This is a genomic window from Bifidobacterium sp. SKU, assembly GCF_026016405.1.
GTDB lineage: Bacteria > Actinomycetota > Actinomycetes > Actinomycetales > Bifidobacteriaceae > Bifidobacterium > Bifidobacterium bifidum.
Genome location: NZ_CP092890.1, coordinates 932,782 through 952,586 on the forward strand (window position 1 = coordinate 932,782; position 19,805 = coordinate 952,586).

The 19,805-nt window shown below is 62.8% G+C and carries 15 protein-coding genes and 1 tRNA gene; 11 read left to right on the plus strand and 5 right to left on the minus strand.

Annotated features, from left to right (window positions below):
* Positions 1-2: 2 nt before the first annotated feature.
* Positions 3-2,258, minus strand: coding sequence for a 1,4-alpha-glucan branching protein GlgB (glgB, locus tag MMB49_RS03895; RefSeq protein ID WP_047271882.1), 2,256 nt, complete (start codon positions 2,256-2,258; stop codon positions 3-5).
* Between the two features lie 127 nt (positions 2,259-2,385).
* Between glgB and MMB49_RS03900 the strand changes: the two genes are divergently transcribed.
* Entirely contained in the window at positions 2,386-2,982 is a 597-nt protein-coding gene (locus MMB49_RS03900; protein WP_003812708.1) for a CarD family transcriptional regulator, read from the plus strand.
* A gap of 18 nt (positions 2,983-3,000) precedes the next feature.
* Entirely contained in the window at positions 3,001-3,477 is a 477-nt protein-coding gene (ispF, locus tag MMB49_RS03905; protein WP_080958845.1) for a 2-C-methyl-D-erythritol 2,4-cyclodiphosphate synthase, read from the plus strand.
* 93 nt (positions 3,478-3,570) lie between these two features.
* Here the strand turns inward: ispF and MMB49_RS03910 are convergent, their stop codons facing one another.
* The 3 genes from MMB49_RS03910 to MMB49_RS03920 all read right to left on the minus strand — a co-directional run bounded on the left by MMB49_RS03910 (position 3,571) and on the right by MMB49_RS03920 (position 6,505).
* Entirely contained in the window at positions 3,571-4,407 is an 837-nt protein-coding gene (locus tag MMB49_RS03910; protein WP_003812712.1) for a metal ABC transporter permease, read from the minus strand.
* Positions 4,404-5,294, minus strand: a complete 891-nt coding sequence (locus tag MMB49_RS03915; RefSeq protein WP_013363367.1) for an ABC transporter ATP-binding protein — start codon at positions 5,292-5,294, stop codon at positions 4,404-4,406. Before MMB49_RS03915 ends, MMB49_RS03910 begins: the two co-directional genes overlap by 4 nt.
* A 167-nt stretch (positions 5,295-5,461) precedes the next feature.
* Positions 5,462-6,505, minus strand: coding sequence for a metal ABC transporter solute-binding protein, Zn/Mn family (locus MMB49_RS03920; protein ID WP_047271885.1), 1,044 nt, complete (start codon positions 6,503-6,505; stop codon positions 5,462-5,464).
* Between the two features lie 113 nt (positions 6,506-6,618).
* Between MMB49_RS03920 and MMB49_RS03925 the strand changes: the two genes are divergently transcribed.
* The 6 genes from MMB49_RS03925 to pyk all read left to right on the plus strand — a co-directional run bounded on the left by MMB49_RS03925 (position 6,619) and on the right by pyk (position 14,958).
* Positions 6,619-7,494 (plus strand): bifunctional methylenetetrahydrofolate dehydrogenase/methenyltetrahydrofolate cyclohydrolase, encoded by an 876-nt coding sequence (locus MMB49_RS03925; RefSeq protein WP_022173940.1) that lies wholly within the window; start codon positions 6,619-6,621, stop codon positions 7,492-7,494.
* Between the two features lie 147 nt (positions 7,495-7,641).
* Complete coding sequence (rpsA, locus tag MMB49_RS03930; RefSeq protein ID WP_003812721.1) at positions 7,642-9,114, plus strand: 30S ribosomal protein S1; 1,473 nt, start codon at positions 7,642-7,644, stop codon at positions 9,112-9,114.
* A gap of 323 nt (positions 9,115-9,437) precedes the next feature.
* The gene (gene coaE, locus MMB49_RS03935) at positions 9,438-10,046 is read left to right on the plus strand and encodes a dephospho-CoA kinase (RefSeq protein ID WP_003812724.1); all 609 of its coding nucleotides are present in this window, start codon (positions 9,438-9,440) and stop codon (positions 10,044-10,046) included.
* A 178-nt stretch (positions 10,047-10,224) separates the two neighbouring features.
* Entirely contained in the window at positions 10,225-12,336 is a 2,112-nt protein-coding gene (gene uvrB / locus MMB49_RS03940; RefSeq protein ID WP_013363372.1) for an excinuclease ABC subunit UvrB, read from the plus strand.
* A gap of 47 nt (positions 12,337-12,383) precedes the next feature.
* Positions 12,384-13,373 carry a TerC family protein gene (locus tag MMB49_RS03945; protein WP_047272061.1) on the plus strand — a complete coding sequence of 330 codons (990 nt, stop codon included), beginning with the start codon at positions 12,384-12,386 and terminating at the stop codon, positions 13,371-13,373.
* 142 nt (positions 13,374-13,515) lie between these two features.
* Positions 13,516-14,958 carry a pyruvate kinase gene (gene pyk / locus MMB49_RS03950; RefSeq protein WP_047271887.1) on the plus strand — a complete coding sequence of 481 codons (1,443 nt, stop codon included), beginning with the start codon at positions 13,516-13,518 and terminating at the stop codon, positions 14,956-14,958.
* A 201-nt stretch (positions 14,959-15,159) separates the two neighbouring features.
* Here pyk and MMB49_RS03955 read toward each other — a convergent pair whose 3' ends face one another.
* Positions 15,160-15,759 (minus strand): NUDIX domain-containing protein, encoded by a 600-nt coding sequence (locus tag MMB49_RS03955; RefSeq protein ID WP_047272062.1) that lies wholly within the window; start codon positions 15,757-15,759, stop codon positions 15,160-15,162.
* A gap of 224 nt (positions 15,760-15,983) precedes the next feature.
* Between MMB49_RS03955 and MMB49_RS03960 the strand changes: the two genes are divergently transcribed.
* From MMB49_RS03960 to polA, 3 genes are all read left to right on the plus strand, one after another.
* A tRNA-Leu gene (locus MMB49_RS03960) sits at positions 15,984-16,057 on the plus strand.
* A 109-nt stretch (positions 16,058-16,166) separates the two neighbouring features.
* Positions 16,167-16,943 (plus strand): ANTAR domain-containing response regulator, encoded by a 777-nt coding sequence (locus tag MMB49_RS03965; RefSeq protein WP_003812733.1) that lies wholly within the window; start codon positions 16,167-16,169, stop codon positions 16,941-16,943.
* Complete coding sequence (gene polA / locus MMB49_RS03970; RefSeq protein ID WP_047271889.1) at positions 16,940-19,771, plus strand: DNA polymerase I; 2,832 nt, start codon at positions 16,940-16,942, stop codon at positions 19,769-19,771. Before MMB49_RS03965 ends, polA begins: the two co-directional genes overlap by 4 nt.
* The last annotated feature ends 34 nt before the right edge of the window (positions 19,772-19,805 follow it).

Sequence of the window (19,805 nt, forward strand, 5' to 3'; positions counted from 1 at the left end):
TTTCAGTTTTCCGGTTTCAAGAATACCGCCCCCAATGCCGGAATGGTGAGTTTTGCCGACCAATCACGCGAATGGTACTCGCCCTTCACCGCGGCGAACGTGCCGTTGTGGATGTCGGAGCCGCCGTACTTCTTGTCGTCCGTGGTCAGCACCTCGGTCCAGTTGCCGCCCTGCGGCAGCGGAACCTGATAGTCCTGCCACGCCTCGCCGGAGAAGTTGACCACGACGACGAGCTGTTCGCCCTTGCTGCCGATGCGCAGGAAGCTGAGCGTATTGTGGTCGGCGTCATCGCTGGTCAGCCACTGGAATCCCGCCGGGTCGAAGTCCTGGCTCCAGATGGCCGGCGTGTCCTTGTAGAACTCGTTCAGGTCGGCGACGAGCTTCTGCACGCCGCGGTGGTCAGGCCAGTTGAGGGCGTCCCAGTCGACCGAACCGTCATGATTCCACTCGCCGTACTGCGCGATCTCGTTGCCCATGAAGGTGAGGTTCTTGCCCGGGTGCGCCCACTGGTAGGCGAACAGGGCGCGCACGCCGGCGTAGCGCTGCCAGTCGTCGCCCGGCATCTTGCCGAACAGCGAGCCCTTGCCGTACACGACCTCGTCGTGGCTGATCGGCAGCACGTAATGCTCCGAATAGGCGTACACCATCGAGAAGGTGATCTCGCTGTGGTGCCATTTGCGGTTGATGGGGGTCTCGTGCAGGTACTGCAGCGTGTCGTGCATCCAGCCCATGTTCCACTTGAGGCCGAATCCCAGTCCGCCGGCGTCGGTCGGTGCGGTGATGCCGGGGTAGGCGGTGGATTCCTCGGCGATCATCATGACGCCGGGGTTGTTCTTGTACGCGGTGGCGTTGGCTTCCTTGAGGAAGTCGATGGCTTCGAGGTTTTCGCGACCTCCGTAGATGTTCGGGCGCCACTGGCCGGGCTTGCGGCTGTAGTCCAGGTACAGCATCGAGGACACCGCGTCCACGCGCAGCGCGTCGATGTGGTATTCGTCGAGCCAGAAGCAGGCGTTGGCGACCAGGAAGTTGCGCACCTCGCGCCTGCCGAAGTTGAACACGTACGTGCCCCAGTCGGGGTGCTCGCCGCGCAGCGGGTCGGGATCCTCGTACAGCGGGGTGCCGTCGAAGCGTCCGAGCGCGAAATCGTCCTTCGGGAAGTGAGCGGGCACCCAGTCCATGATGACGCCGATGCCGGCACGGTGGAACTTGTCCACCAGGTACTTGAAGTCGTCCGGATTGCCGAGTCGGGAGTCCACGGCGTAGTAGCCGGTCACCTGATATCCCCACGAGCCCGAGAACGGGTGCTCGGTCAGCGGCATGAACTCGACATGCGTGAAGCCTTCCTTGGCCACGTAGTCCACGAGCTCGTCCGCCAGCTCGCGGTAGTTGCCGATGCCCTTCTTCCAGCTGCCGGCATGGACCTCGTAGATGCTGACCGGGCCGGCGTGCGGGTCGGTGTGCCTGCGGTGGTCCATCCATGCCTCGTCATTCCATTCGTGGTCCGATTCGACGACGATGGAGCCGGTCGCCGGCGGAATCTCGTGGGAGCGTTCCATCGGGTCGGCCTTCATCTTCCACTCGTGGTTCGCGTTGAGCAGCTCGTACTTGTAGACCTCGCCCGCCTTGACGCCAGGGATGAAGATCTCCCAGATGCCCGAGGAACCGAGCTCGCGCATGGCGTGGCGGCGGCCGTCCCAGGAGTTGAAGTTGCCGACCACGCGGACCGCGTGCGCGTTGGGCGCCCAGACGGTGAACGAGGTGCCCACGACCTGGTGGCCGGGAGCACCGTCGGCGCCGCCCATCGGGTCGTCGTAGCGGCGAACGCGCGCGCCCAGGGCCTCCCACAGGCGTTCGTGGCGGCCTTCCCCGAACAGGTAGGCGTCCATGTCGCCGATGGAGGGCAGGTAACGGTACGGGTCGTCCTCCATGACGGACTTGCCGCCCTCGTAGGTGGTGCATACACGGTAGTCGGGCACGGCCCAGCCGTCCGCGGTCTTTTCGGCCGCGATGACGGCCACGAAGACGCCGTTGAATTCGTGCCGGGCCTCGGCCGTTCCCTTCTGGGTGTATATGGTGACGCTCTTGGCCAGTGGCCTGAGCACTCGGATGGTGACGGTTCCGGCGTGGTCTCCGGAACCGAGGTGACCGCCCAGCACTTCGTGCGGGTTGTAGAACGTTGCATTGCTCACCGCGCTCAAATCACTTTGATTCACTGGCACGGGAGCGATATCTTCATTGATGTTCGTGTAAGTAGCCATAACACAGAGGGTAATACCTTCGGGGCACTATTGTGAGATTTTGGCGAGTCGTGTCCGGAGTGTTCCCATCGTCCCGGCTGTATGGCATAATACGTAAGGTTAAGTATATTGTTTTCACGGAGGATTCATGGGGTACAAGGTCGGCGATATGGTCGTCTATCCGCGTCATGGAGCGGCAAGGGTCGAGGCCATTACCGAACGGGTGGTCAAGGGCGTGAAGCGGGAATACTTGCAACTCACCGTGCTGTCTTCCGACGGTCTGGTCATCAATGTTCCCGTCGAGAACGCGCAGAAGGTCGGAGTGCGTGACATCGTCGACGCCAATGAGGTCGCCAAGGTCTTCGAGATCCTGCGTACGCCCATCGTCGAGAAGGAGATGAACTGGTCCCGCCGGTACAAGCTGAACGTCGAGAAGCTGGCGACCGGTGACGTCAACAAGATCGCCGAGGTCGTCCGCGACCTCGCCCAGCGCGACGTGGACGAGCACGGCCTGTCCGCTGGCGAGAAGCGGATGCTCACCCGCGCCCGCAGCATCCTGACCTCCGAGATCGCCCTGTCCGAAGACCTTGACGAGGCCGAGATCCAGCGTCTGCTCGACGTCAACCTCGGTTTCTCCGAGCCGAAGCCGGGCGACGAGAAGCATCACAGCGAGGCACCCGCCGAGCCTGCCGACCGGACCTTGGCTCGCATCGAATCCGAAAGCAAGAAGTCCCGGCGCAAGTAGCCGGCGACGAACATGTCCATGAACGCTGTTCCAGCGATTGGTCAAGGGTTTGACGCGCATCGTTTCGCCGAGGATCCAGCCCGGCAGCTATGGCTCGCCGGGCTTTTATGGGATGGCGTCGGTATCGAGGGGGATTCGGACGGCGATGTGGCCGCCCACGCCCTGATCGATGCGCTGTTGTCCGCCGCTGGGATGGGAGACATCGGCGGACTGTTCGGCGTGGGAGCCGATGCTCCGGGAGCCGGCATGCACGGCTGCGATATGTTGCGAAGAACCGTCGATGTATTGCGATCGCATGGAAGGATGCCATCCAGCGCCAGCGTGGTCATCATCGGCAATCGTCCGAAGATCGGGCGACGCCGGGAGGAAGCCGAGCGCGCGCTGTCGGATGCCGTCGGATGCCGGGTGACGGTGACCGCCACGACCACCGACCATATGGGATTCACCGGCCGGGGCGAGGGAATCGCCGCCATCGCCAATGCGCTGGTGATGTAATCGAGCGGAATCATGCGAATCTCAGCGGGGATTCGCATGATTCCGCTGGATAACGCCCGCATTCGCCCGATTCGCGGGCGTCGTCCAGAGTAATCAGCGATGACGCAGCGACGTCACGCCCTTGGCGATCGCCCAGAACAGCGTCGACAACGTGACAATGATGAAGCTCGGGGGAGCGGGGAACATCGCGGACAGCACCAGACCGCCCCAGATCGACACCAGGCACAGCACCGTCGCGATCACCATCGCCTTGAACGGCGAGGCGACGATGGCGTTCGCCGTGGCGGCCGGGGTGATGACCAGCGCAAAGATCAGCAGCGTACCCACCGCGGGGACCGCGATGGTGATGACGCCGGCCATGATCGCCATGAACGCAACGTTCATCAGCCCGATAGGCACGCCCTTGGCCTGCGCCACCTGTTCGTCGACGGAGCTGAACAGCAGTGGCCGGTACACGATGGCCAGCACGGCGAGCAGGATCACGTCGAACACGGCGAAGCCAAGGATCTGATCGGTGGTTATGGTCAGGATCGAGCCGAACAGAATGGACTGCATCTGCTGCGACGCGGACGACGAGAGTCGGGCGAAGAACAGTCCGAGGCCGGTGGCGAAGGCGAGCACGGTGCCGGTGGCGATCTCCCGCTGCGTGGCGCGCTTGCCCAACGCTCCGATGACCAGCGCGCCGCCCAGCGCAAACACTCCCATGCCGAGCGAGACCGGCAGCCCCAACAGCACCGCGCCGGTGGCGCCGGGCAGTCCGATATGGGCCAGCGCGTGCGCGGCGAACGTCGAATGGCGTGCGATGGTGAAATATCCCATCACGCCCGCGGCGAGCGAGATGCACAGGCCCGCGAGGAAGGCGTTGGTCATGAACGGGGCGGACAGGGTGTACATCCAGTCGGGATCGAAGGAGAAACTGATGCCGGTCATTGTGCCCGCCCTTTCCGCTCGTGGTATTCGTGATGATGGAATTGTGCGACCTCGCTGGTGTCATGCGTGTCGGGAACGACGTCATCCGCCTCGTCGGGGGTGGGGGTGACGAACATGTCCCCCTGCGGCGTGGTGACGACCTGCACTTTGGTGCCGTACAGGTGCGTGAGCAGCTTGGAATCCAGCACGTCGTTCATCGCCGCGTAGTGAGGATGCCCGTCCAGCAGATAGACGGCGCCGGTCAGGATCGGCAGCAGCATATTGAGATCGTGCGCGACGACCTGGATCGTCATGCCGAGCTCCTTGTTGAGCCGTGCCAGCACATGCACCACGGCACGCTGGCTGGCCAGGTCGAGATTCGCGAGCGGCTCGTCGAGCATGAGCAGTTTCGGGTCGCATACCAAGGCCTGCGCGATGGCGACGCGCTGGCGCAGACCGCCCGAAAGCTCGGACAGTCGGTAGTGGGCCTTGTCGGCGATGCCGGTGAAGGTCATGGCCTCCTTCACCTTCGCGCGTTGCGCCTTGGTGACGAAGTGGACGCCGAAACGGGTGCCGGTCAGGCCGAGCAGCACCGACTGCTCGGCGGTGAGATTGGAGTCGATGTCCGAAGTGTAGCTTTGCGGCACGTACCCGATCTGGCGGTTCATCTCGCCTGCCGGGCGTCCGAGCACGTGCACGGTGCCCCCGGCGAGTGGGAGGAGGCCGAGCTCCGTTTTCATCATCGTGGTTTTGCCGGTGCCGTTCGTGCCGACTATGGCGGTGACCGAACCCGCCGGTATGGAGAAGTCGCCGTGTTGCCAGATCAGCCGTTCGCCGCGTTTCACCGAGGCGTTGCTGAACACGATGCAGTCGGGCCGTTGTTCCCGGTCGCCGCTGTTGCTGTGCATATGATTCATCGTCCTGTCTGTACGGGACCGGCATCACGTCCGCCGGTGCGACATGTACGGCAACGCATTATCGCAAAGGACTATGACAATCATTCTCATTAGCGGTGGCGGACTCATTAGCGGCGGAGGAGACGGCAATGGTAACGGTCTGGAGCGGGCGGGCGAACTCAGTTGCTGCTGCCGGCGCCGGTATCGCTTTTGTCGTCAGCACGGTTGCCGGCATCGTTCTTGGCGCTGGCGCCGTCTTTGCCGTCGGAACTGCCGCTTTCGTCGCTGTCGTCGATGATGGCGCGGGAGACGGTCTTGTCAAGCCGGGCCACCAGATCGGCGATCCAATCAGTCAGCGTCGTGTACGCCTGCGGCATCTGCTCACTGACGTCGAACACGGGGACGCCGGCCCGTCCGGCCGTCCCTGTCAGCATGTTGGTGGCGTCGCTGGATTCCTGCGTGTTGTTGACCAGCACGCTGATGCCTTGTGATTCGATCAGCGACTGGAATTCCTGCAGGTCGGCCGGGGCAGGTTCGCCGCCCGAGGCCGCGGATCGGGCGAACCCCTTGGGAGTGTCGTCCTGGAAGCCCATGTCCGACATCAGGTAGTACGCCACGGCCTCCGTCGCACCGTACGTGGCGTTCTTGCGGTTGGCGGCGAACTCGCCCATCGACTTCTCGATGGCCTTTTCCTCCTTTTGCCATGCCTTGAGGCGCGACTGGAACGCCTTCTTCTTGGCGGGGAGCGCCTTGGAAAATGCCTCCGTCAGTTCGGTCGCCATGCCGTTGCGGGCGTCCTTGGAGAACCATAGGTGGGGGTTGTCGCCTTCCATAGCTCCGACCGTCTCGGCGGCCGAGACGATGGTCGAGTTGCGGCCTACGGACTTGGTCGCCCATGAGTCGTATCCGGCACCGTTCGACACGATGATCTGCGCTTTCTGCAGCTTGGCGACATCGGATGTTTTCGGTTCGAAATCATGCGCGTCCACATTCGTGGAGCTGAGGATGGAGGTGACGTTCACGTCGGTGCCGCCGATCTGCTCGGCGAGGGAGCCCCACTGGTTGATGGACGCGACGACGGTGATCGGTCCGGTCGGCTCCTTCGCGGAGGGCCGCTCGGATTGCGAGCCGCCGCCGGTGCCGCAGGCGCTCGACGCCATCAGCATGCCTGTGGCGAGGATGGCGGCAATGCCGGTGACCAGACGATGCGGGTGAATGTTCATATCGCTGCCTTCTTCGAATATGCCGTCGACGGTCCGCCGTCGGATTGTCATTGACCTGAGTCCACGATAGCCTAACGCTACGAGGAATGAACGAACTCTAGGGAAGGACGCACATGACCATCAAACTCGATGGCAAGCGGGTCGCGGCCGAGGTCAAGGCGAACCTGGCGGAACGTGTTTCAACACTGAAGGAGCACGGCATCGTCCCCGGTCTGGGAACGTTGCTGGTCGGGGAGGATCCCGGTTCGATGAAATACGTCGCGGGCAAGCATGCCGACTGTGCGGAGGTCGGCATCCGTTCCATCCGGCGCGACCTTCCCGCCGACGCGAGTTTCGATGACATCGCCGCTGCGGTGCGCGACCTGAACGAGGATCCGGCCTGCACCGGCTACATCGTGCAGCTGCCGCTGCCGCGCGGCGTCGACGAGAACGCGATCATCGGCCTGATCGATCCCTCGAAGGATGCCGATGGCATGCACCCATACAATCTCGGCGAACTCGTGCTGCATGTGCAGGGCGACATCACGACCCCGCTGCCGTGCACGCCGCGCGGCGTCATCGAACTGCTCGACGCCTACGACATCGACCTGAACGGCAAGGAGGTGTGCGTGCTCGGGCGCGGCATCACCATCGGCCGCACGATCGGTCTGCTGCTGACGCGCAAGGCGATCAACGCCACGGTCACCCTGTGCCACACCGGCACGCGCGACATCGCCGACCACATGCGTCGCGCCGATGTCATCGTCGCGGCCATGGGGTCAGCCGGGTTCGTCAAGCCCGAAAACGTCAAGGACGGCGCCGTGCTGATGGACGTCGGCGTCTCCCGCGTGTTTGATGAGCAGACTGGCCGTTTCCGCATCAGGGGAGACGTCGACAAGGCCTGTTATGACAAGGTTTCCGCATACTCTCCAAACCCCGGCGGCGTCGGTCCGATGACCCGCGCCATGCTGCTCGCCAACGTCGTGGAGATGGCCGAGAGGAAAATGTAGCCGAATTCGGGCGTGTCGCGCTGGTTTTTCCGCCCATTTTGGGCATGGCTGTAGGTATCCTGATAACTTGTGTGTGCTCATATGAGTGCACACGTATAACTGAATATCGAGTAATTATTCATCCACTATTAGAAACCATATATTTACATGGCAGAGAACAACACTGAAGTCACCAAGGTCGCCATCAACGACATTGGCACCGAAGAGGACTTCATCAAGGCAGTCGATTCCACCATCAAGAACTTCGACGATGGTGATCTGGTCGAAGGTACCGTCGTCAAGATCGATCACGACGAGGTCCTCCTGGATATCGGCTACAAGACCGAGGGCGTCATCCCCTCCCGCGAACTTTCCATCAAGAAGGACGTCGATCCTGACGAGGTCGTCGAGGTCGGCGACACCATCGAGGCCCTTGTCGTCACCAAGGAAGACAAGGAAGGTCGTCTGATCCTGTCCAAGAAGCGTGCCCAGTACGAGCGCGCCTGGGGCGACATCGAGAAGATCAAGGAAGCTGACGGCGTCGTCGAGGGCACCGTCATCGAAGCCGTCAAGGGCGGCCTCATCGTCGACATCGGTCTGCGTGGCTTCCTGCCCGCGTCCCTCGTCGAAATGCGTCGCGTTCGCGACCTCTCCCCGTACATCGGCCAGAAGATCAAGGCCAAGATCCTGGAGCTCGACAAGAACCGCAACAACGTGGTCCTGTCCCGCCGCCAGTACCTGGAGGAGACCCAGTCCGAGGTCCGTGAGACCTTCCTGTCCCAGCTCAAGAAGGGCCAGATCCGCGAGGGTGTCGTGTCCTCCATCGTCAACTTCGGCGCGTTCGTCGATCTGGGCGGTGTCGACGGCCTGATCCACGTCTCCGAGCTGTCCTGGAAGCACATCGACCATCCGTCCGAGGTCGTCAAGGTCGGCGACAAGGTCACCGTCGAGGTGCTCGACGTCGATCTCGACCGTGAGCGCATCTCCCTGTCCCTCAAGGCGACCCAGGAGGATCCGTGGCAGCGCTTCGCTCGCACCCACGTTCCCGGCCAGATCGTCAAGGGCAAGGTCACCAAGATTGTCCAGTTCGGTGTCTTCATCTCCGTCGAGGATGGCATCGAGGGCCTGGTGCACATCTCCGAGCTGGCGAACCGCCACGTGGAGAACCCGGAGACTGTCGTCAAGCCCGGCGAAGAGGTCTTCGTCAAGGTGATTGACGTCGATCTCGACCGTCGCCGCATCTCCCTGTCCCTCAAGCAGGCCAACGACTCCGTCGACCCGGCTTCCGAGGACTTCGATCCGGCTCTGTACGGCATGCCGGCAGAGTACGACGAGCAGGGCAACTACAAGTACCCCGAAGGCTTCGACCCGAACACCAACGAGTGGATCGCCGGTTACGAGAAGCAGCGCGAGGAATGGGAATCCCAGTACGCCGCCGCCCACGAACTGTGGGAGGAGCACAAGGCGTTCGTCGCCAAGGAGCTGGAGAACGCCGCGGCTTCCGCTGCCGAGGATGGCCAGGCTCCGAAGGAAGAGAAGGTCGAGGAGACCTCCAACTACTCTTCCGACAACTCCTCCACGGGTACTCTCGCCGACTCCGACCAGCTCGCCGCTCTGCGCGATCAGCTGCTCGGCAAGTGAGTCATCACATCCCGAGAAGAAGTAGAATGCCGGTAGGATTTGCCGGCAGATAGGAAAACGGGAATCGCCCCACACGGGTGGTTCCCGTTTTTCATATCCCGCTCCCGCCGGCGGGAGCGGTCGAGCATAGCGAGACTGAGGGTGGTCTTTGCGCGATGCCGGTCATCCTCACTTCCCGGCTGCCTTGAACAACCGCGACACGCCCGGATATCCAGCAAGCCTGCCATGCGCGAATCAGTGAAATGGCGGAATGCTGCGAGAGTCCAAAAACTCGCCTTCCATCTCTGCCACGAAACCGGGCGTGTCGCGAATAGCATGATGTCATGAGCATTCGTATCGGACTGACCGGAGGCATCGCCGCGGGCAAGAGCACCGTCGCCGCCCGGATGCGGGAACTCGGCGCGCTGGTCATCGACTATGACGGACTTGCGCATGAGATCGTGGCGCCCGGGGGAGTGGCGTTGCCACGGATCGCCGCCGTGTTCGGCCCGGACGCGCTGCTGGCCGACGGATCGCTCAATCGGGCGTGGCTCGCCGAGCGTGTGTTCGGCCGTGACGCCGCTCCCGGCGCACGCGAACGGTTGGACGACATCGAGCATCCTCTGATATATGCCGAAGCCGCACGGCTGGAGCGACGGAATCCCGGCGCGAAGGTCATCGTCCATGACGTGCCGCTGCTCACAGAGGTGATCCGGTCGATTCCGTTCCAATTCGATCACATCGTCACGGTGGAGGCGCCGGAACAGATGCGCATCAGGCGCATGGTCGCGACGCGCGGCATGACCGAACGGCAGGCCGCAGACCGTATCCGCAGCCAATCGAGCACAGCCGAGCGCCGGGAGCTTGCCGACATCGTCATCGATTCCACCCGCCCGATCCCCGACATGCTGGCGCAGGTCGATGGGCTGTATCGCCGGTGGAAGGCTCACTGAATCATTCGCCCGTGAAAAGGTGTGAGCCCGGCAGCGCCGCAAAACGCACATGAAACCCGCCCAATCCCTGTATTTCCAAGGCATGCATGTTTTGTGCGATTGTGCTGTTTTGTGCGTTATCCTCGCACTTTTCTTATTGAGAACCGTTCGCTGAACGGATGGCGGTAAGCTGGAAGCCATGGGATTCAACATCGAGCGCGCCGACAAGCCATTCGTCGTCAAATCACCGTACAAGCCGTCCGGCGACCAGCCGCAGGCCATTGAGGAGCTGGCCACCCGCATCGAGAACGGCGAGAACGACGTGGTGCTCATGGGAGCCACCGGTACGGGCAAGACCGCGACGACCGCATGGCTCATCGAACGGCTGCAGCGGCCGACGCTCATCATCGAGCCGAACAAGACACTCGCCGCGCAGCTATGCGCCGAATTCCGCGAACTCATGCCCGACAACGCGGTCAGCTACTTCGTCAGCTACTACGACTACTACCAGCCCGAGGCGTATATACCGCAGACCGACACGTACATCGAGAAGGACTCCAACATCAACGACGATGTGGAGCGGTTGCGCCATCAGGCCACCGCGAACCTGCTCACGCGGCGTGACTGCGTGGTCGTCGCCACCGTTTCGTGCATCTACGGCCTCGGTACGCCGGAGGAGTACGCCGGCCGCATGCTGTTCCTCCAGGAAGGCCAGCAGATTGACCGCGATCAGCTGCTTCGCAAGTTCGTCGGCATGCAGTACAAGCGCAACGACATCGCGTTCACGCGCGGCACGTTCCGCGTGCGTGGCGACACCGTCGAGATCATACCGGTATATGAGGAGCTGGCTATCCGCATCGAGTTCTTCGGCGACGAGATCGACCGCATCTCCACGTTGCATCCGCTCACCGGTGACGTGATCGACCACGAGACCTCCGTGCACATCTTCCCCGCCTCGCATTACGTCGCCGGCCCCGAGCGCATGGAGCATGCGTTGAAGACCATCAAGGAGGAGCTGGACCAGCGCGTGGCCGAACTCAAGAAGCAGGGCAAGGAGCTGGAGGCGCAGCGCCTGACCATGCGCACCACATATGACCTGGAGATGCTGACGCAGGTCGGCGTGTGCTCAGGCGTGGAGAACTATTCGCGGCATTTCGACAACCGCGCACCCGGCACGCCGCCGCACACGCTGCTCGACTTCTTCCCGGATGACTTCCTGCTGGTCATCGACGAGTCGCATGTCACCGTGCCGCAGATCGGCGCGATGTACGAGGGAGACGCGTCCCGCAAGCGCACGCTGGTCGAACATGGGTTCCGTCTGCCGTCCGCGATGGACAACCGCCCGCTCAAATGGCCGGAGTTCCTGGACCGCGTCGGGCAGACCGTATACCTGTCGGCGACGCCCGGCGACTATGAGCTCGGTCTGTCGGACGGCGTGGTCGAGCAGATCATCCGACCGACCGGTCTGGTCGACCCGAAGATCGACGTGCGCCCGACCAAGGGGCAGATCGACGACCTGCTCGCCGAGATCAAGGACCGCGTCGACAAAAACGAGCGCACGCTGGTGACGACACTGACCAAGAAGATGGCCGAGGATCTGACCGACTACCTGCTGGAACGCGGCATCAAGGTCGAATACCTGCATTCCGACGTCGACACGCTGCGGCGCGTCGAACTGCTGCGCGAACTGCGCGAAGGCAAGATCGACGTCATCGTAGGCATCAACCTGCTGCGAGAGGGACTGGACCTGCCCGAGGTATCGCTGGTGGCCATCCTCGACGCCGACAAGGAGGGGTTCCTGCGCTCGTACCGCTCGCTGATCCAGACCATCGGTCGCGCGGCCCGCAATGTATCGGGCACGGTCATCATGTACGCCGACGAGACTACCGACGCGATGCGCAAGGCCATCGACGAGACCGACCGTCGCCGTGTGCGGCAGATCGCCTACAACAAGGAGCACGGCATCGACCCGAAGCCGCTCATCAAGAAGATCAGCGACGTCAACGACATGCTCGCCAAGGAGGACGTGGACACGGCCACGCTGCTCGAAGGCGGCTACCGCAACGCGGGCAAGGCCGGCAACACCCATCTGGGTGTGCCCTCCCTCGACGCCGCGGAGGCCGACAAGCGACATGAGGAGATACTCAAGGCGGGGCTTCCCGCGCAGGATCTCGCCGACCTTATCCGTCAGCTGAGCGAGCAGATGCACACCGCCGCCGAACAGCTCCAGTTCGAGCTCGCAGCACGCCTGCGCGACGAGATCCGCGACCTCAAGAAGGAACTGCGCCAGATGACGGAAGCGAACAAGTGAGCATTTCGTAACAGAGAGCGTCACAGCCCTTTCCTATGCTGGTATACATGTCTGAAACCCCTGTCGCTTTTATGATCGCCACCTTTGCGGTGCTGATCGCGTTTTTCGTTGTGGATCTGTTCGTCATCGGCCGCAAGCCGCATGTGCCCAGCACCAAGGAGTGCGTGCAGCACATCGCCTTTTTCGTGGTCATGGCGCTGATTTTCGGCGGACTGGTATGGTGCTTTTCCGGTTCGAAGCCCGCGATCGAATTCTATTCGGGATGGCTCACCGAGTACTCGCTGAGCATCGACAACCTGTTCGTCTTCGTCATCATCATGTCGAACTTCGCCGTGCCGAAAGTGCTCCAGAAGTACGTGCTGTCCGTCGGCATCACCGTCGCGCTGATTCTGCGCGGCTGCTTCATCCTGGTCGGCGCGGCCATTATTCAGCGGTTCACGTGGGTGTTCTTCCTGTTCGGCGCCTTCCTGATCTATACGGCGATCAAGCTGGTCGTCGGAGGCGATGATGATGAGGAATACCATGAGAACGGCCTGATCCGCATGCTGCGCAAGGTGATTCGCATCACCGACGATTATGACGGCGAGAAGCTGCGCACCGAGAAGGACGGCAAGTCGTACTGGACTCCGATGCTGATCGTGTTCCTGACCATCGGCACGACGGACGTCATGTTCGCGTTTGATTCCATTCCCGCGATCTTCGGCCTGACGAAGGATCCGTTCATCGTCTTCACGTCGAACGTGTTCGCTCTGCTGGGCCTGCAGCAGCTGTACTTCCTGCTGGGCGCACTGCTCGACAAGCTCGTCTACCTGCCGGTCGGGCTCGCGTTCGTGCTCGGCTTCATCGGCATCAAACTGGTGATGGAGGCGTTGAGCGGCAATACGCTGCCGTTCATCAACGGCGGTCACCCGGTCTCTTGGGTGCCCGAGGTACCGACGTGGGTGTCGCTGGTCGTGATCGTCGTCGCCATCGGATCGTCGGCCATCGCGAGCGTCATGAAGATGAAGTCGGTCGAGGCCGCGAAGAGCGAAGCCTGAGCCGCCCAAAAAAATGTGAGCGCTCACAACACGCCCGTGAAAACAGTGGCTCACGTCGCCCAAACCTAGTACACTTGCCTGTGGCAGTGGAAGTCGCAAGACTTCTTCCTAGAAGAAATCACATAAGAATAGGTAGGCATTCATGCGTAAAGCCAAGATCGTAGACACCATCGGTCCTTCCACCGAGTCTCCCGAAGGCATCACCAAGCTGATTGAGGCCGGTATGGACGTGGCCCGTCTGAACCGTTCCCACGGCACTCCGGAGGATCACCTCAAGGTCTACAACAACGTGCGCGCGGCCTCCAAGGCGACCGGTCGTAACGTCGCCGCCATGGTCGATCTCCAGGGCCCGAAGATCCGCTGCGGCTGGTTCAAGAAGAACGCCGAGGGCGAGGACAAGGTCCAGCTTGAGGAAGGCCAGGAGTTCATCATCACCACCGACGATGTCGAAGGCGACGAGCACATCACCTCCACCACCTTCAAGGGCCTGCCCGGCGACTGCCACCCCGGCGACCCGATCCTGATCGACGACGGCAAGGTCCGTCTGGAGGTCACCAAGGTCGAGGGCAACAACGTGCACACCAAGGTCGTCGTTGCCGGCCCGGTCTCCTCCCACAAGGGCATCAACCTGCCCGGCGTGGCCGTGAGCCTGCCCGCCCTGACCGAGAAGGATGAGGCCGACCTGCGTTGGGCCATCCGCACCGGCGCCGACATCATCGCCATGTCCTTCGTGCGTTTCGCCACCGACATCGACCGCGCCCACGAGATCATGGACGAGGAAGGCCGTCGTATCCCGATCGTCGCCAAGATCGAGAAGCCGCAGGCTCTGGAGAACCTTGAGGACATCGTCAAGACGTTCGACGGCGTCATGGCCGCCCGTGGCGACATGGCCGTCGAGTGCCCGCTGGAAGAGGTCCCGCTGGCCACCAAGCGCATCATCGAGCTGGCCCGTCAGTACGCCAAGCCCGTCATCGTCGCCACCGAGGTCCTGGGCTCCATGGTCCACTCCCCGGTTCCGTCCCGTGCAGAGGCTTCCGACTGCGCCAACGCCGTGCTTGACGGCGCCGACGCCACGATGACCTCCAACGAGACCGCCGTCGGCGAGTACCCGACCGAGACCGTCGCCACGATGAGCCGCATCTCCGGCTTCGCCACCGAGCACGGCTTCGACCGCATCCCCGAGCTGAAGAACCTCGACATGTCCTCCACCGGCGCCGTTTCCTCCGCCGCCGTCGACCTGGCCGAGAAGCTCAACGCCAAGGCCATCGTCGCCTACACCCAGACCGGCAACACCGTGCACCGTGTGTCCCGCGAGCGTCCGGCCGCACCGATCTACGGCCTGACCACCAACGAGCACACCTACCACTGGCTGGCCCTCTCCTGGGGCACCGAGGCCTTCCTGCTCGATGAGGACTACCACGACAAGACCCGCAAGGATCTCATGACCTTCACCGACAAGGTCCTCAAGAACGCCGGCAAGGTCTCCGACGGCGACAAGATCGTCGTGCTGAGCTCCGCTCAGGGCGAGCACGCCGCTGGCAGCACCGACACCATCTACGTGCACACCGTCGGTGCCAACGACTGATTTCAGCCGATAGCAGATTCGGTTTCCGCTGCGTGACGACGGAAGCCGAATACTCATGCGTGGGCCCCCGCTCCGAAACGAGCGGGGGCCCACGCGCTTTCGCCAGGGAACCGCATCGGCTCAAGGACGATGCGGAAGGTCGTCGCGCGGGTGCGGGGCAGATGCGCCGACTGTCTCGTGCGGAAGGCGAACCGCACAATCTCACATGCCGATGTGCTCCAGTAGTCCCTCATGGAGGCGAAGGATCGCGATAATCGTCTTCGCATCAACGATGGTGCCGTTGGTCACCATCTCCATGGCCTCCTGTTGCGTGTACAGGCGTACCGCGGAACGTGGCGTCTCCGGGCCGATCGCGGAACGGTCCACCTCCTTGAGTCCCGTCGCCAGATACAGCGCGGTGTACTGCGAGGAGAAGCTGGGCGTGTTGATGAAGCGCGTGAACTGGATGAGCTTCGAAGCCTCGTAGCCGGCCTCCTCGCGCAGCTTGCGGCTTGCAACGTCCAGATACTGCTCGCTTGGCGCGTTGGCATGGCCTGCCGGAATCTCCAACGTCCAGCGATGGGTCGGGATGCGGTACTGCTCGACGAACGGAATCTTCCCGTCAGCGGTCACCGCAAGGACGCCGACGGTGTCCCCGTTGTTCTCATGCAGGATGAACCGTTCGAACTGGCCGACCTGCGCCGAACTGAACGCGACCCTGTCCACGTTGAAATAATGGGTCTCGACGATTTGCTTGCGGGACTCCTCCTTGACCGGTGTCGGACGCCACGGATCGAAGGGTCTGTAAGTGTCACTGTCCATGCTCATAAGCCTCACCTTTGATAGTTCTCTTATGTGTTTCCATTGTAGGTCCGCGCTGGTGAGTTGCGGGGATATTCGGCGCGGCGTTGATGCTACCGGCGTAAATCGCGTGCCGGGGCGTATGGTGTCCACGGAACCGGCGTGACTCGCTGGAATGATGCGCGGCACGCCTGCAATGGACGAATGACGTAGCGATATGCTAGACTATCGCGAGTGTCAGAAACGCCCTCGTATCCCAATTGGTAGAGGAAGCAGCCTCAAAATCTGCGCAGTGTGGGTTCGAGTCCCACCGAGGGCACGTTGCATTATCGGGTGAGCCACAGTGTCGCATCGCCGAATCTCTATGTTATCGTTATACGTGAAGTTCTGTCGATGAATCACTGTGTCGTGGAAAAGAGGTTGTGAGCATGGTGGCAAGGAAGAAGACCTCAACGCAAGAGCAAGAGGGTCAGGTAGAGGAGGTGCTTTCCGCCGATGAGCTGAAGGCAGTCTCCGAAGGCGAGCCCGTCGAGAGCGCCGTGCACAAGAAGCGCACGGTCGTTGTCGCCGAGGACGAGTCGGTGAACCGCATGGATCTGGTGGCCATGCTGGAGGACAACGGGTATGAGGTCGTCGGCGAGGCGGCCAATGGTGAGGAGGCCGTCGATTTGACGCGCAAGTTCCGCCCGGATATCGTGTGCATGGACGTGAAGATGCCCCGTATGGACGGCATCGCCGCCGCCGGCGTCATCTGCGACGAGAACATCGCTCCCGTGGTGATGCTCACCGCGTTCTCGCAGCCCGACCTGGTCCGTCAGGCGACCGGTGCAGGTGCCATGGCCTACGTCACCAAGCCGTATGAGGAATCCAAGCTGCTGCCCGCCCTGGAAGTCGCGATGGGCCGTTTCTCCGAGATCAACGACCTGCTCGACAACGTCGAGACCAGCGAGAACAAGCTCAAGGAGACCGAAGAGCAGCTCAAGAAGGCCGAGGAGAAACTCAAGAAGGCCGAAGACACGCTGGAGGAGCGCAAGCTCGTCGACCGCGCCAAGGGCCTGCTCATGGACAAGGCGGACTTCTCCGAGCAGGGAGCCTTCCGCTGGATCCAGAAGACCTCGATGGATCAGCGCATCCCGAAGAAGCGTCTGGCCATGGCGATCATCGCCAAGTATGGCGATCCCAAGCCGTCGGAAGTAGGGGAATGAGCGAATCGCGCGACGACGCCCAGACGAAAACGCGTGGAACGTTGCTGGTGGTCGATGGCCACTCGCTTGCGTTCCGCGCGTTTTTCGCTTTACCGGCGGAAAATTTCAGTACTCAGGCCGGACAGGCCACGAACGCGGTATGGGGTTTCGCCACGATGCTGTCCCAGGTGCTGGACAGCGAGAAGCCCGACCATCTCGCGGTCGCGTTCGACATGAAGGGCGGCACCTTCCGCAACGAGATGCTGCCGCAATACAAGGGCACCCGCGAAGCGGCGCCGGAGGACCTGCTCACCCAGCTGCCGCTCATCCAGAAGATGCTCACGGCGCTGGGCGTCACCTACGTCGAAAAGCAGGGGTATGAGGGCGACGACATCATCGCCACGCTCGCCGCGATGGGGGAGCGGTCCGGATACGACACGCTGGTGCTGTCCGGCGACCGCGACGCCTTCCAGCTGATCGACGAGCGCGTCACCGTGCTGTATCCCGGGCATCACTTCAAGGACCTCAAGCACATGACGCCGCAGGCGGTGGAGGACAAGTACCATGTCGGCCCCGCGCAATACCCGGATCTTGCGGCGTTGCGCGGCGAGACTGCCGACAACATCCCCGGCGTGCCCGGCGTCGGCGACGGGTTCGCGGCGAAGTGGATCAACCAGTACGGCGGACTTGAGGGTATCATCGAGCACGCCGACGAGATAGGCGGCAAGAAGGGCGAGTCGCTGCGCGAGAACATTGAGCAGGTCAAGCTCAACCGCAAGGTCAACGCGCTGCGGCGCGACGTGGACCTCGGTATCGGCATCGAGGACCTGACATTCGGCGAGGTGGACGCCGACGCGCTTTCGGAACTGTTCACCAACCTCGAATTCGGCCCGCGCACCCGCAGCAAGGTGCTCAAGTCGTTCAACGCCGGCAAGCAGGCCGGCGACGCAGCTGACAAGCACGCAGACGACGAGGACACCTCCGACGACCTGAGGATTCCCGAGGCCGTGACCATCGCGGATGAGGCGGCGTTGGCGGCATGGATCGACTCCGCACGAGACGGTCTCGGCTCGCCTGCCGACAATTCGGATGATGAGCCGCGCAACCGGGCGCACTGCGCCGACGTCATGGCATCGACCTGCGCGCTGTATGCCGAAGGCTCATCCAAACCCGGGAACCCGGGATGCAGCGTGCTGATGCTGGAGGTCGGCGGCAAGGCGGCCGTGCTGGAAGCCGGCGTGATCGCCGGCGTCCGTCCCGCGTTGCAGCGGTTCCTTGACGGGCACGCCGACCGGATGGTCGTGCACGGGTACAAGGAGCAGTCGCACATCCTCGCGTCGCTCGGACTGGACCTCGCCGAGCCGTGGTTCGATACGAAACTCGCCGGATACCTGGTCCAGCCGGACTATCATGCCGATTCGCTGGAACAGGCGGCATCCCATTTCCTGCAGCTGCAATTGGACAATGACGATGACGTCGCGCAGGGGCAGCTGGACTTGAGCGGCGACGTCGATCCGGCCGACCAGCGCAAGGATCTGCTTCATATGGCCATGGTTCGCGCCCTCGCCGACATGCTGGCCGCGAAGATCGACGAACGCGAGCAGTTCAGGCTGCTGCAGTCCATCGAGCTGCCGGTGTCCCACGTGCTGTTCGGCATGGAGCAGGTCGGTGCCAGCGTGGACTTCATGCGCCTGACCGAGATGCGCGACCGGTTCGCCGTCGACGCTCGCGACGCGCAGGAGACCGCCTGGCAGTTCGCCGGGAGCCGCGTCAACCTGCAAAGCCCCAAGCAGTTGCAGGCCGTGCTGTTCGACGACATGGGCCTCAAGCCGACCAAGAAAACAAAATCGGGTTCGTACACGACCAATGCGTCCGCGCTGCAGGATCTCGCGGTCCGATCCGTCGGCAACGAGCGCGCCAACGGATTCCTGACCGCGCTGCTGCGCCATCGCGAGACGAACAAGCTCAAGCAGATCGTCCAAAGCCTGATCGATGCGGTGAACCCTGATGACGGGAGAATTCACACCACGTTCGAGCAGACCGTGGCCGCCACCGGACGGCTCAGTTCCGTCGACCCGAACCTGCAGAACATCCCCAACCGCAATGCCGAGGGCCGCGAGATTCGCTCCGCGTTCGTGCCCGGAGAGGGCTACGAGTCGCTGTTGAGCTCCGACTACTCGCAGGTCGAGCTGCGCATCATGGCCGACCTGTCGGGCGATGACGCGCTGATCGAGGCGTTCCGCTCCGGAGCTGACTTCCACAAGTACGTGGCGAGCCTCGTGTGCGGCATCCCCGTTGACGACATCACCCCCGACCAGCGCACCCACGTAAAGGCGATGAGCTACGGGCTGGCGTACGGATTGAGCACCTACGGTCTCGCCCAGCAGCTCAAAATCAGCCCCGGCGAGGCTGACCGGCTGAAATCGCAGTATTTCGCGACGTTCGGCAAGGTCCACGAGTATCTGGAATCCCTGGTCGCCGATGCCCGCGAGAAGGGCTACACCGAGACGATGTTCGGCAGGCGTCGGTACTTCCCCGGACTGCAGTCGCCGAACCGCAACATACGCGACGCCGCCGAGCGGGGAGCACTCAACGCGCCCATCCAGGGCTCGGCCGCGGACATCATGAAGATCGCCATGATCCACGCGTCCGACGCGCTCGCCAAGGCCAAGGTCCGTAGCCGTATCATCCTGCAGATCCACGACGAACTCGTGGTGGAGATAGCCCCCGGCGAAGCCGAGCAGGTGACGGGCCTGGTGCGCGACGCCATGGAGCACGCGGTCGATCTCGCCGTGCCGTTGGACGTGTCCACCGGCATCGGCTCCGACTGGCAGCTCGCCGCCCACTGACGGCGACGGCACGGCGGCGAGAACAACGACGGCA